General features: G+C 50.2%; 10 protein-coding genes and 1 pseudogene. All 11 read left to right on the top strand.

Annotated features, from left to right (window positions below; genetic code table 11):
• Positions 1-65 precede the first annotated feature (65 nt).
• The 11 genes and pseudogenes from AC3RCL_RS17520 (at position 66) to AC3RCL_RS17470 (ending at position 13,616) form a co-directional block, all read left to right on the top strand.
• A complete protein-coding gene (locus AC3RCL_RS17520; protein ID WP_096775530.1) occupies positions 66-653 on the top strand; it encodes a biliverdin-producing heme oxygenase in 588 nt (195 codons plus the stop codon).
• A gap of 269 nt (positions 654-922) precedes the next feature.
• On the top strand, positions 923-3,211 hold the full coding sequence (metE, locus tag AC3RCL_RS17515) for a 5-methyltetrahydropteroyltriglutamate--homocysteine S-methyltransferase (RefSeq protein WP_492531013.1): 2,289 nt from the start codon (positions 923-925) through the stop codon (positions 3,209-3,211).
• 299 nt (positions 3,212-3,510) lie between these two features.
• Positions 3,511-4,953 carry an N-acetylmuramoyl-L-alanine amidase gene (locus AC3RCL_RS17510; RefSeq protein ID WP_492531011.1) on the top strand — a complete coding sequence of 481 codons (1,443 nt, stop codon included), beginning with the start codon at positions 3,511-3,513 and terminating at the stop codon, positions 4,951-4,953.
• A gap of 90 nt (positions 4,954-5,043) precedes the next feature.
• A pseudogene (locus tag AC3RCL_RS17505) lies at positions 5,044-5,622 on the top strand (response regulator transcription factor); the annotation flags it as partial.
• A gap of 809 nt (positions 5,623-6,431) precedes the next feature.
• Positions 6,432-6,884 (top strand): hypothetical protein, encoded by a 453-nt coding sequence (locus AC3RCL_RS17500; protein ID WP_492531009.1) that lies wholly within the window; start codon positions 6,432-6,434, stop codon positions 6,882-6,884.
• A gap of 73 nt (positions 6,885-6,957) precedes the next feature.
• On the top strand, positions 6,958-7,845 hold the full coding sequence (locus tag AC3RCL_RS17495; RefSeq protein ID WP_492531007.1) for a YwqG family protein: 888 nt from the start codon (positions 6,958-6,960) through the stop codon (positions 7,843-7,845).
• Between the two features lie 87 nt (positions 7,846-7,932).
• Entirely contained in the window at positions 7,933-8,664 is a 732-nt protein-coding gene (locus AC3RCL_RS17490) for a class I SAM-dependent methyltransferase (RefSeq protein WP_492531005.1), read from the top strand.
• 235 nt (positions 8,665-8,899) lie between these two features.
• Entirely contained in the window at positions 8,900-10,519 is a 1,620-nt protein-coding gene (locus AC3RCL_RS17485; RefSeq protein WP_492531003.1) for a histidine kinase N-terminal 7TM domain-containing diguanylate cyclase, read from the top strand.
• A 123-nt stretch (positions 10,520-10,642) separates the two neighbouring features.
• Positions 10,643-10,981, top strand: a complete 339-nt coding sequence (gene ytxJ / locus AC3RCL_RS17480) for a bacillithiol system redox-active protein YtxJ (RefSeq protein WP_009591778.1) — start codon at positions 10,643-10,645, stop codon at positions 10,979-10,981.
• Positions 10,982-11,020: 39 nt separating this feature from the next.
• Entirely contained in the window at positions 11,021-11,353 is a 333-nt protein-coding gene (locus AC3RCL_RS17475) for a thioredoxin family protein (protein ID WP_036663416.1), read from the top strand.
• 490 nt (positions 11,354-11,843) lie between these two features.
• Positions 11,844-13,616, top strand: a complete 1,773-nt coding sequence (locus AC3RCL_RS17470; protein WP_492531000.1) for a methyl-accepting chemotaxis protein — start codon at positions 11,844-11,846, stop codon at positions 13,614-13,616.
• Positions 13,617-13,648: the final 32 nt, after the last annotated feature.

Raw genomic sequence — 13,648 nt, 5'->3', positions numbered from 1 at the left:
TAAGGTTTGCTGAAGATGTGCTTTGATCCAGCAACACAGCTCCAAACATGATAGGGGGTTATCCATTGAGCACACGGATTTTAGAACGGTTAAGAGAAGAGACGGCAGCGCAGCATGAACAAATCGAACAGAATCCATACGCGAAAGCTGCATTCGACCAGACCCTGACGATTGATCAATATCGATCGTATTTAGCGAAGTTTTACGGATTCATTAAACCGGCTGAAACGAAGTTTATGGCAGAGGATGCCGTGAACGATATGGGATTGGATATGTCGATTCGGATGAAGTCGAAACATTTGGAAGAAGATTTGATGCATCTGGATATGACTCAGGATGAAATAAATCAGCTTCCGCTGTGCAGCCGGCTGCCCGAGCTGGGCACGCCTGCGCAAATATGGGGGTATCTCTATGTGATGGAGGGGTCCACGCTCGGTGGCCAAATCATCACGAAACAACTGATGAAGTTCTTGCCCGTGAGTCCAGAGTCGGGCATTCGCTATTTCCACGCATACGGTCAAGAGACCAAGCCAAGATGGACCGAATTCCGGGAAGCGCTGCTGTCGAGCGGCTTGAAGGATTCCGATGAAATCATCGATTCGGCGAAGGAAACGTTCCGTTTGCTGGATGCTTGGATCCGAGATTCGGCATAGATATCACAGTCATCTTATTTCAAATAATAGAATCGCATGGAAGACCGTCATGAGAAACCGCGTAGTAACGCGGTTTTTTGTGTTGGTTCTTTTCAGATCATTCATATGACAAGGCATGATCGGCAAGAAGGAAGGAGAGCCTTCATTCATCATCTCAGCTCTCTCGCTATAGCCGCAGGCTATAACTAGATATAGCTTATTTGAGTTACACTATATCGGGCAATACGTGATATCTTTCTTGTAACAATTTGTATAGGAGTGTTACATAGATGGCAAAAAGCAGTGTACTGGGATATCCGCGTATAGGCGCTGATCGGGAATGGAAGACAGCTTTAGAAGCGTTCTGGGCGGGCAAGCTCGAAGAATCGGAGTTTCACAAGCAGCTGCGGGAGATTCGGTTGAATCATTTGCGCAAGCAGCAAGAGAGCGGAGTTGATCTGATCGCCGTCAATGATTTTAGTTATTACGATCATATCCTGGACACGGCCACCATGTTCGGCATCGTACCCAAGCGGTTCCCATATGAGGGCGGCATTGTTCCATTGTCTGTATACTATGGGATTGCACGCGGCACGAAGGATGCTACAGCAAGTGAAATGACCAAGTGGTTTAACACCAATTATCACTACATCGTGCCGGAATTGGACGGAGCTGTTCCGGTTCTTACCGAGAATAGGCCGCTTGCAGCCTATCGGGAGGCCAAAGAGAAGCTCGGCATTGAAGGCAAGCCGGTCATTGTCGGTCCGCTCACCTTCTTGAAATTGTCCAAAGGCTACCAAGCCTCGGAAACGAATGCCTGGCTTGATAAATTGCTGCCTCTGTACGTTCAGATCCTTCGGGAGCTCGCACACGAAGGCGTTCAATGGGTACAGATCGACGAGCCGATCCTGGTTACGAAATTAAGCGAAGCCGATCTGGAGCGATTAAACACCATCTATGAAACGTTTGCGGCTTCGGCACCCGGCCTAAACATCATGCTGCAAACCTACTTCGAATCGGTGGAAAATTACCAGGACATCATCCAGCTGCCGGTTAGCGGCATCGGCCTTGACCTGGTGCACGGATACAAAGGCAATCTGCAAGCCATCCAACAATCCGGATTTCCGGCGAACAAAGTTTTGGGTGCGGGGATCATTGACGGACGCGGAATCTGGAAGGCCTCGCTTCGCGAGAAGCTGTCGCAATTGGAGGAGCTGACGAAATATGTGGCCGCCGAGCGCTTGATCGTGCAGTCTTCGTGCAGCTTGCTTCATGTACCGGTGACGGTAAGCAAGGAAACGAAATTGCAGCCTGAACTAAAGGACGCTCTCGCTTTTGCAGACGAGAAGCTGATTGAATTGGATCTGCTGACGAAAGCCATCTCCACGGGAGCTGCCCGGATCGCGAATGAACTGGAACATAACGACCTTGCGCTTCAGGCGCTTAAGCAGTCGGAAGAGCGTAATCGGCTCGACGTTCAGCGAGCTGTAGCCGAGGTTAGCGCTCAGAATCCGGCTCGCAGTCTTCCATTCGAGGAGCGTCATGTCGCCCAACAGAACAAGTGGAAGCTGCCTATATTCCCGACGACGACCATCGGCAGCTTCCCGCAGTCAGCCGAGGTGCGCAAGGCTCGCCAGGCGTGGCGCAAGGGGGACTGGAATGACGAGCAGTACGAGCAATTCATTCACGAGCAGATCGATATTTGGATCAAGCTTCAGGAAGAGATCGGTCTGGATGTGCTTGTGCACGGCGAGTTTGAAAGAACGGATATGGTGGAGTTTTTCGGAGAGAAGCTTGGAGGATTTGCCTTCACCCAGTTTGGATGGGTGCAGTCCTACGGCTCCCGCTGCGTGAAGCCTCCTGTTATTTTCGGCGACGTGGCATTCGAGCAGCCGATGACGGTAGAAGAAACGAAATATGCGCAGTCGAAGACGAGCCGTCCCGTGAAAGGAATGCTGACCGGGCCGATCACGATCATGAACTGGTCGTTCGTACGCGAGGACATCTCAAGGGAACAGATTGCGTACCAATTGGCTTATGCCCTCAGACAGGAAGTCGAAGCGCTCGAGCAGGCCGGCATCGGGATGATTCAGGTTGACGAACCCGCAGTCCGCGAAGGGCTGCCGCTGAAGGAAGAAGATCAAGCCGAGTATCTCGCATGGGCTGTAAAAGCCTTCCGCATGACGACCTGCACGGTGCAGCCGACCACGCAAATTCACACGCATATGTGTTATTGCGAGTTCCATGACATGATCGATTCGATCGAGGCGATGGATGCCGACGTCATCTCGATCGAAACCTCGCGCAGCCATGGCGAGCTGATCCATAGTTTCGAGGTGAATACGTATAAACTGGGGATTGGGCTCGGGGTATACGATATCCACAGTCCGCGGGTGCCTCGCGTGGAAGAGATGACCGGCATGATCGAACGGGCACTGCGCGTATTGGATCCGAAGCTGTTCTGGATCAATCCGGACTGCGGCCTCAAGACGCGCGGCAAGGAAGAAACGGTTGCCTCCCTTCGTAACATGGTTCAAGCCACGGAGATCGCCCGTTCGTCCTACTCGCTGAACGTGTAGCAGCCGCAGATTCAAACCTTCGGCGGTTCGATTGAGGTCGATATCACGTTGGACGTTTCGGGTGATTACTGGTCGCACTGGCTTAATGGATATAATTAAGATATGAATTTCGGGAAAGCCGCACCTTGTGCGGCTTTTTTTGTGCTGTAGGATGTATCAGCTCCAAACCTATGAAAATATTTTTTACAGTTTTGTTTCGGACACAAGTTGTTGACATCTTGGCAAAATCGTTGTCACATCCGGCCTTTATATTCTTCTTATGGAATCGTATCTAGCACGATCACCCAGAAGGAGGAGCCATGATTGATCACAAGAAACGCAAAAAATTCCCCATCCTATTCTATGTTCTGCTCATTGCCATCATGTTTATTGTCGGATTCAGATTGGTAGTCAACACAGGTGCATCCACGGTGGAAATGGTACCGGCATCATCTGCCAAACGCGCGGAGCCCTACCAAACACTTCCTGCCATGCCCAATCATCAAGGGACATTTCGGATCGTCATCGACCCGGGCCATGGAGGCAAAGATCCCGGAGCTACTGGCGTCAGCGGCGCTTATGAGAAGGCGTTCAACCTGTCCCTTGCCGGACGGATTGCAGCCCTCCTTGAGGAGGATCCTATGTTTGAGCCTCTCTTGACGCGCACGGATGACCGTTTCATCGAGCTGGAAGAACGGGCAGCGATCGCGAATGATTGGAATGCGGACGCCATGATCTCCATCCATGGCAACACGTATACGGACCCCATGACGTCGGGGACCGAAACCTTATACCGGCATGAGGACAGCATTCCTTTGGCCCAAACCCTGCAGGAGCATGTAGTGAAGGCGCTCGACCTGCGTGATCGCGGTGTAAAGGAAGAGCAGCTAAAAGTGCTGTCTACACCGACGATGCCAGCCGTGCTGATCGAAGCGGGGTATCTGACCAATGCCGAGGATGAACGTTTGCTGCTGAGCGATGAAGGACAAGAGCTTGCGGCACAAGCCATCGTGGAAGGGCTCAAAGACTACTTTACGGGCTCGGAACGACTTTCGTATGATCTGCAAGCAAAGGGGGATTTAGATAAACCGCCCGGGCCCACTTTAAACGGGACCGGGAACCCATCCATGGAGAAGAAGGTGCACTTTAACGGATCGGCAAAAGACGGAAAACAGGTCGCCCTCACGTTCGATGATGGCCCGGATGCCGTTGTTACGCCCCAAATCCTTGATATTCTAAAGGAGCATCATATTAAAGCTACCTTTTTCATATTAGGAGACCGGGCGGAGAGACATCCCGAGACCGTGCGGCGAATTGCAGAGGAGGGGCACGCGATAGGAAACCATTCCTGGTCGCATCCCAACTTCAAGGAGTTAACGATGGAGGAAGCGACGAAGCAGATAACGGATACGCAGGAAGAACTGAACCATATTATCGGTTATCGGCCATCCTTGTTCAGGCCTCCTTACGGCGCTTTGGATGCGGACAAGGAGAAGGCTATACAGAATATGGAATTAGCGATCGTGAACTGGTCCGTGGATACGATGGATTGGTCAGGGGTGTCCGCGCAGGAGATCATGAGGATCATCGACACGCAGTTGAAGCCCGGAGGCATCATTCTTCAGCACACCGCAAACGGGGAGAATCAACTTGCCAACACGCTTGAAGCCCTGGAGTTGTTCATACCGGATTTGAAAGACCAAGGCTATTCATTCGTCACCGTACCAGATCTGCTGCATTTGCCTGAATCTCAGCCTGAATGAACTTGTTACTATAGATGGATTTATCATAAGCAGCCCGTATATGCTAAAATCGATTCATTAAACCAGGTCAATGGAAAGAATGGAGACTTCATGATAAAAACAAAAATTCTCATTATCGAAGATGAGGAGCCGATCGCCGATCTGCTGGCTTATGGCCTCGCGATGGAGGGTTTTGAAACCCGTACCGCGTCCAGCGGTGCCGCAGGCTTTAGGGAGCTTGCGGCATTTCATCCCGATCTGCTGCTTCTGGATTGGATGCTGCCCGACCAAAGCGGGCTCGATATATGCAAAAAAGTAACAACGGACTATAACATCCCCATATTCATGATTACGGCAAAATCCGACATTACGGATAAAGTGCTCGGGCTTGAATTTGGTGCCGATGACTATATTACGAAGCCCTTCGATCTGAGGGAGGTGGTCGCCCGAATTCGCACGATCCTCCGGCGGCTGGATCAGGCGAACCAGGGGGATAGGGAAGGGGCGCCGGAAGCCGTGATCCGCTTTAAGGGCATCGAGATCGTAACGGAAGAGCGACTGGTCAGGAAAGACGGAAGCCCGGTTGATCTTACGCCGAAGGAATTCGACCTGCTCATGACCATGTACGGTCACCGGGGGAAGATTTATACCCGCTCGGAACTGCTGGATTTAGTCTGGGGTTATGATTTCATGATTGTCTCGGATGACGGGAAGATGGCGCTCATCGTTCTGGATGAATACGGTCACGGTCGTCGAATTGCTATGGGAGCCGTCAACGGCAATACGATTGATGTTCAGTATGAGCATGAAATCGGGGCAGACCAAGCCGCATGGTTGAACGACGACCAATTCGTGTTTTTAGGAACGGAGGGAACCTTGTACGTATATGACCGCAGAAATCACGAGCTGTCCATTCTACTGGAGAAGGTGGATAGCTTTGAGTTCTCGCAGGATCGCAAATATGTCGCCTATTCCCAGAACGGGGAGGATACGATTTATGCAGGTAAGCTTCAAGGGAAGAATGTACTGAGCGCAGAGCCCATCTATCATGGGGTCATACCTTCTAAGATGTATTGGAGTCCGGACCATCGCCGGCTGCTCGTGAACGGCCGCAAAAATTATTCCAAAGAGAAGGGACCGGTTGCGATCGAACCCACGGATCAACAGCCATTTATAATCGAGTTCAAGTAAAGGGCAGAGGGTTCTTCGACCACCCATAGCGATTTTCCACAATGCGGCAGATTGAACGATAGGCTTTCGGTCTGCCGCTTTTTTCATGGATTCCGGAAGACATTCATGTCCATTTAGAGATTCGGCATTCTTTTGTAGAGAGGATTGACAGATCGAACCAAAAGATGTTAAATTATCCGGCAACTAAACCTAGGCTGACGGGGTTTATATTATGAGAGTGCCGTGCCATTAACGTGCATAAGTGGAGGGGATATGAAAAAAGTGAATGAGATCGCCCGTAACCTAAAGGAAATCAAGGCGGTATCGCGATGAGTGACAGGTCATGGCGTATTTTTTTTGCAATCGTGGCGTTGATCATATTGTCGGGGGCGGTCTTTTCATTAGTTCAATCCAGAACGACCTACAAGGAGTTGATGGGCAATCAGATCCATGACACGCAGAAGATAGATAAAATTATCATTGAGAGAAGGGGCAGTTCTTACGATGAGGAGCGAATAAGCATTTCCGATCCGGCAACCATTGAACGGATCATGAATAGCTTCGCCGATGCGAAGTTACAAAGGATCGACCAAGATCCAAGGGGTACGGATTACTGGATCTGGATTGATGTCGAATACAAGCACTATCTAATCCATTATACGGAACCGGATATCGTCCGGATTTCTCCGTATAGAGGCATACATAAGAAATATTCCTGGACCTACAGGATCACCAATGGCTATGATAAGTCGATCATTCAAGATCTATTTAAGGAAGAATAACGAGGGACTTCGGATTAGGGTTATTTCGTAATCATGGCAGATTAAATTTTATGAAAAGATGAGGAACCGGACGATGAAGCTAACCGAACAAAATTTGAGCAAAATGCAGAATATCATCAAGGAGCATCAATTCGAACATGCCGCAGAGTATTTAATCGAGCATACGCGGCAAGGCGTACGATTATCCAAAAAGAAGATGGAGGACTATGCCGAGTCAAACAACTCGCGCTTTGGCGGTGACCCGGATCTTCCCGAAGCGGTGGAGTGGCCCCTCAATTCGGAGGGAAAACCAATGACGTTTCTGGCACAGCTCCAGTTGAAGGATGTGGCAGCTCAGGACGCCACTAGCTCGCTGCCGACAAGCGGAATGCTGTATTTCTTCGTTGGCGTGGATGAACCCGCCTATAACATTGAGCACCGAGTGCTCTATCTTCCCGAGGGTCAGAGTTCGGGAGCGGTTCGACGACGCGCTCCCGAGGAAACCGCGTTAGACGAGGTGTTCACCGGCTACCGTGTGGAGGCCCGAGCCACGTTGGAACCGCCTAATTACGGTTATGTGGATGATGAGCTCATCGAGGATGACGAGCATGATTATGAATCATACGAGGAGCTGTGCTTTCAATTGACGGGCCTGGATTCCGGCGACGTCGGGACCATCTTTGGCTACCCTTCTACCCAGCACGGCGACTGCGAGTTTGAGGCTGCGCTCATGCTGTTAACCGGCTCGGAGTACAATTACTCTATGGATGCGGCCATGCAGCAGATCACCAAGCATTGCGGCGGCAGCGCGGAACGCGCGCAGCAGGAAATTCAGGATACGGTGCTGCTGCTGGCTGTCGATTCGGACGACGATGTCGGTTTTTGCTGGTGGGATGCCGGAGAACTGCAATTTTTCATTCGGAAAGAAGATCTGCTGGCCAACCATTTCGAGCGCACGTATTGTTCCCTGTACTCAAGCTGATCGTCAATCAAGCGAGTTAGCAATATTTTAAGGCAGCGATGGCAGAGGAGCAGGAATACAGCAGGTACATATGGAGGTTATGGAACCATGAAGGAGAAGGTTTTGAAGGCATACGACAAGCTGGCTGGGGACTACGAACGGCATGTGGATTCGCAGAGCGGGCACAATGCCTTTTACGAGAGGCCGGCCATGCTCCGGATGCTGCCGAAGAACATGGAGCGGATGTCCGTATTGGATGCCGGATGTGCCGCCGGGTGGTATACGGAGCAATTGATTCAACGGGGGGCTAGGGTAACGGCGATCGATCTGAGCCCGTCGATGATTGAAGCCTGCAAAAGGCGAGTGGGCAGTGAAGCGACCATCGCTGCATGCGATCTGACCGAGGCCCTGCCATTTGCTGATGAAGCTTTTGATTACATCGTAAGTTCCTTGACGCTTCATTACATTGAGGAGTGGCAGCCAACCTTTCGCGAATTTCAACGGGTGCTGAAATCCGGAGGCCGCTTGATTTTCTCCGTGCATCATCCCTTTATGGATTTTAAACATTTTGATCGGCAAGACTACTTTGCCCGAGAGTTGCTGACGGAGATTTGGAACAAACCCGAGTCCGGTCCCGTCGAGGTCGCTTTCTATAGAAGACCAATGCAAGAAATCATCAACGTGACTTCCTCCTGTTTCAGCGTCGAAGAGATTGTCGAGCCGCAGCCGAGCTTAGAGCATAAAGACAAGCCGGAGGCGGAGGCCTGGATGGCAAAATGGTATGATCGATTAATGACGAATCCTCATTTCTTGATCGTGAAAGCCCGAAAATCAAAATAGCAAAAGGAACCGCGAACCTGCGGTTCCTTTTTGCTATTCATCCCGCATGGAGGAGCGTCGGGCAAGAAGACCGAAGTCAGCGGTACCTTTTACGAGAGCGCATCGTTTCCAACAGAGGGTATCAAGCTTCCAACAGATGGAACATTGTTCCGATAGGTGTACTATGGTACGATCGGAATAAGATTCGATCGGTGATCATGGCCGATTCACCACACGCAGATTTGGAGCCTACATAATGGGAACACCTTACTCCGCTGTTATTACGCTGATCGTCACGGCAGGCGTACTGAACATTATCATGGGTCTTTACGTGCTGTCAGGACGCTCGAAGCTTGCAACGGTAAAAACCTTCTTCATCTTCAGCATGCTGGCCCCGATTTATACATTCGGTGCTGCACTCGAATTGTCCAGCCGTTCGCTTCAAGAGATTCAGTTCTGGATCAAGTTTGAATATCTGGGGATGCCGTTCTTGCCGCCCCTTAATTTATTGATCATTCTGACTTACTTGGGCATGGAACGTTATTTGAGACCCGGACTGCTGATTTCAATGTTTGTCATACCGGTCGTAACCCTGCTGCTTGTTATGACCAACGAACGACATCATCTATATTATCGGGATATCCTATTACGGCCGGACGTTTCCGTTTTGAAAGTGGATATCGTAGCCGGACCCTGGCATATCATTCAAGGCGCCTACACTTTCGCCTGCTTGATAGGCGGGGTCGTACTGCTGCTTCGCAGCTGGCGCAAGATGCCATCCTACCGCTTTCAGCTGGGCACGATGCTGGTTGGTCTTGTCCTGCCCCTTATCGGCGATTTTCTCTATCTTGGCGGACTCACGCCCGATGGTATGGACCCGATCCCCGTCATCATGACGTTGACCTCGGTCCTTTATCTCTGGGCATTGACATCCAAGGGTTTGTTTCATGTGGCGCCGATTGCGAGGGATAATCTCTTTTCGAGCATGCGGGAGGGCGTCCTCGTATTGGATCTGGACAACCGTTTGGTTGACTTCAATCCGGCTGCGGCAGCCATGATGCCGGAGCTGAGCCCTTCGGCCATTGGAGAACCGTTACATGAGATGTGGCAGCTTCACACCGCAGAGCCCATTTTCGGTATGGGGGAACGGGAAGGTCCGGATACGGGGGAAGCGGACATTGAAGAGATTCGCTGGCAATTAGGTAACCATTCGCTTCATTATCAGATCAGGTCTTCTACCGTTCGCAACCAGAGAGGACGAGAGGCCGGACGATTAATCGTCCTGATCGACGTAACCGATAAGGCGCGTCTTCAGGAAGAGCTGCGGCAGATGGCCTACTACGATGGTTTGACTCGAATCTATAACCGCTCGCACTTTATGAAACTCAGTTACGCCCTTCTGAATCAGGCGGTTCGGAATCGTGAGCCGCTCGCTTTCCTGCTGTTCGATATCGACCATTTCAAACGGATCAACGATGTTTACGGCCACGATATTGGCGACCAAGCCCTGCAGCACATCGTCGAATTAACGCGGAAGACACTGCGGGCTGAGGATCTGTTCGCCCGTTATGGCGGCGAAGAGTTCGCCGTTGCCATGCCCGGTCAATCGACTTCGGAGGCAACTGCCGCTGCGGAGCGGATCCGTGCCAAGCTGCTCGCGCAGCCGATGACTACGCCGCAAGGATCGCTGATGATTACAGCCAGCTTCGGCGTTGCCGCGGTGAAGACAAGCTCCCATAACGGCACAGTCGATGCGGAAGCAGAAGAAGCTTGGTGGGATACCGAATTAAAGAAGGTATTGAAGCAGGCGGATCGCGCGCTATACGAAGCCAAACGCTCCGGTCGGAACACGATTCGGGTGTCGGATGAGGAGTAATACCAGCATAGACTCAGGCTCAATGGAACCTTCATATGAAAAACAGCGGAATCTATGTGTATAATAGCTATTGGTTGTATAATGAATGCAATGCGATATATCACATCCAAGGGAGAGAATCATATGTTATGGAATGAAATCACGACACTGGAAGAATGGGACCACATTCTGAAAAAATCCTCTGAACGCGGTCAAGTCATTTTGAAGCACAGCACGACATGCCCGGTTAGCGCCAACGCTTTGGCAGAGTTTGAATCTTATTTGAAAAAGACGCCAAACGGCGATGTGGATTACACCTTGGTCAAAGTCATCGAATCCCGTCCGGTTTCCAATAAAATCGCCGAGGATTTGAACGTGAAGCATGAATCGCCGCAAATCATCTACGTCAAGGACCAAGCGAAGTACTGGACGGCTTCCCATTGGGCGGTAACAACCGAGCACATCACAGCCGTTCTGGACTGAACAACAGCCTGCATGTCGACGGAAAGCAAGGTGTTCATCATGAAAGATCTGGAAGAACTGACATCGATCGAGGCGATCGAACGATTTATTGAAGATCACACCTTCAGTTTTGTATATGTATCCCGGGAAGATTGCAGCGTATGCCATGCGATATTACCCAAACTTAGAGAACTGTTAACGCAGTTCCCGCGTATCTCGCTGGGCCGTATTCAGGCCGAAGCGGTAGGGGAAATCGCTTCGAGATTTTTGATATTCACCGCACCAGCGCTCCTCCTATTCGTAGAGGGCAAAGAGCTTGTGAGGGAAGATCGATTCGTACAGTTCGGGGAGTTAGAGCGAAAATTAAATCAAATCATGAATTTCGTTAACTAGGCCTCTTTTTCATGCAATGAATGCATTAGGCGATATTCCAAAGTCTTTTGACTTATCGGAATGTCGCTTTTTTTGCGTTTGTTTTGTGATGCTGCTCCACGCGATCCCTTCGGATGAAAGTTCGAATAATTGTCGGAAACCGGGACTTATTTGCACTCGGATATTACTAAAGTATTAAAAATCGACATGGAATAGCCGATCTATTAATAGTACAAAAGATGTAAGGTTATGGAACCATGTAGAGCAAATGCATCGTTGTTCCCCCGTTTCGCATAACAAGACGGTTTCGAGAAACACCCCTTTACCAGAATCATAACGGAGGAAGAAATGCGCTTCTTTACATCTGAACAATTTTGAAAACGGTCATGTATTACGAAAAATCCCTGAAATTTTCATTGTATCCAGGAAAGTAGGTGATGCGAAAAGTGAGTTAAAAGGGATCCCTGTTATATATGAAAATACATATGAGTTATCAAAGGAGAGACACCGAGTGAGTAAGACAAAAACGTTCTCTAAAGGTATGCGTTTCAAAAATCTTAGCATTGTTACAAGAAACATGATATGGACAAGTCTCTATATCATGATCACGGGCGCCATCGTCATTGGTGCAAGCTTTTATATCCAGGACAACGTGCTGACCAAGCAGCTGCAATCCGATTCGGGGAAAATCATGGATACTTTGGTCAAGTCCGTATCCGTTCAAGATGCTGAAGCGGTTAAAGGTTCCACCGACCGGAATTCGGACATCCAGAAGAAGCTAACCGGCACGTTTGATGAGCTGTCCGTTACGTATCCTAACATCGCGCAAGGATATATTTTTGGACCTGAGCTGGAGGACGGCAACAAGACCTCGATTATCGCTATGCCTACGGCGGTGCTGGACATGTTTGCCGAAGAGAATTTGAATCTGGGCGACCTATATGAACAGCCGAAAATTCATGCCGACGCGGTCCGTGAAATGATGAAAACGAAAAAAATCGTTTATACCAAAGCGTATACAGACAATTACGGGACGTGGATCACCGTGCTGCATCCCTTCCAGAATTCGAACGGAGAAATTTTCGCTTACATGGGCATCGACGTGGATGCCAGTTTGATCGCCTCCGGGAAGCAGGAACTGCTCACCAACACGCTTTTTGCGCTGTTGATCACCCTGCTGATCGTATTGGCCCTGCAGTACTTCACGATTAGACGCACATTCGCCCCGATTCAGGCTTTAATGGGAGCGCTGGACAAACTGAGCAAAGGCGATTTCACGGTTCAGTTAAAAGCAGGCGATGATGAACTCGGGCAGGTCAATGCCAAGTTCAATACGACGGTGAATCATATCAATGAGCTTGTTACCACGATCAAATCGGTGTCGGAGCAATCCGCTGAGCAGTCCAAGTTCCTCTTCTCGGCCGTGGAAATCAACAATAACAATTCTTCGGCGATTACCAAGAACATGGAGGAAATGTCCGATCGGGTCGCTGTCCAGAGCACTTCCATTACGGAAAGCGTGGTGTCGCTTGAGGAGATCTCATCCGGCGTATCGACGATTGCCGGCAATACATCGGATTTATCCGAAATATCCATCCAGATGAAGGCGCAGTCGGAACGAGGGAACCACAATGTGGAGCAGGTGATCGAGCAGATGAATTCGATTGATCATTCGGTCAAAAATTCGGTGCATATCATCGAAAAGCTGCAGAACCGCTCCCATGAGATCGGACAGATCGTACAGGTTATTACCGAGATCGCTTCTCAGACGAATTTGTTATCGCTCAATGCAGGAATCGAGGCGGCCAGAGCGGGCGAAGAGGGCCGAGGTTTTGCCGTCGTTGCCAGCGAAGTGAAGAAGCTCTCGGAGGAATCGAGAAAATCGGCAGACCAAATCATTGAATTGGTTCGTTACATCCAGGATGAGACGGCATCCGCGGTAGAAGCCATCAGCGAAGGCGAACACAACGTCGCCAAGGGGATGGAAGTTGTCAAAGAAACCGGTGAGCTGTTCAAAGGCATGCTGGTGGCCACGGATACGGTTACCAGCCAAATTCAAGAGGTGTCTGCAGCAACCCAGCAGATGGTGGCCGAGACCGAACAGATCACCGCTGCGATTAAACAACTGGCTGAGCTCGCAGAGAAGAACTCGACCGTGTCGGGCGAGATCCGGATCAGTGCCCAGGAGCAGCAGGCTTCCTTCGCCAAAATCTTCGAATCTGCCGAGCAGATCAATCAGGTGTCCGCCGAACTGGAGGCTCTCGTAAACAGACTGCGAGTGTAATGACGCCGGAATAGAAAAAGCATAGAAAAAGA

This window comes from Paenibacillus sp. MT86, assembly GCF_058792535.1.
The sequence above is the reverse complement of the archived record's forward strand: the minus strand, read 5'-3'. Positions and strand labels throughout refer to the sequence as shown.

Bases quoted from the DNA above. Each gene is read 5' to 3' on its own strand.
- metE (WP_492531013.1), top strand. From the start codon at position 923: ATGGCAAAAAGCAGTGTACTGGGATATCCGCGTATAGGCGCTGATCGG.
- AC3RCL_RS17510 (WP_492531011.1), top strand. From the start codon at position 3,511: ATGATTGATCACAAGAAACGCAAAAAATTCCCCATCCTATTCTATGTT.
- AC3RCL_RS17500 (WP_492531009.1), top strand. From the start codon at position 6,432: ATGAGTGACAGGTCATGGCGTATTTTTTTTGCAATCGTGGCGTTGATC.
- AC3RCL_RS17495 (WP_492531007.1), top strand. From the start codon at position 6,958: ATGAAGCTAACCGAACAAAATTTGAGCAAAATGCAGAATATCATCAAG.
- AC3RCL_RS17490 (WP_492531005.1), top strand. From the start codon at position 7,933: ATGAAGGAGAAGGTTTTGAAGGCATACGACAAGCTGGCTGGGGACTAC.
- AC3RCL_RS17485 (WP_492531003.1), top strand. From the start codon at position 8,900: ATGGGAACACCTTACTCCGCTGTTATTACGCTGATCGTCACGGCAGGC.
- ytxJ (WP_009591778.1), top strand. From the start codon at position 10,643: ATGTTATGGAATGAAATCACGACACTGGAAGAATGGGACCACATTCTG.
- AC3RCL_RS17475 (WP_036663416.1), top strand. From the start codon at position 11,021: ATGAAAGATCTGGAAGAACTGACATCGATCGAGGCGATCGAACGATTT.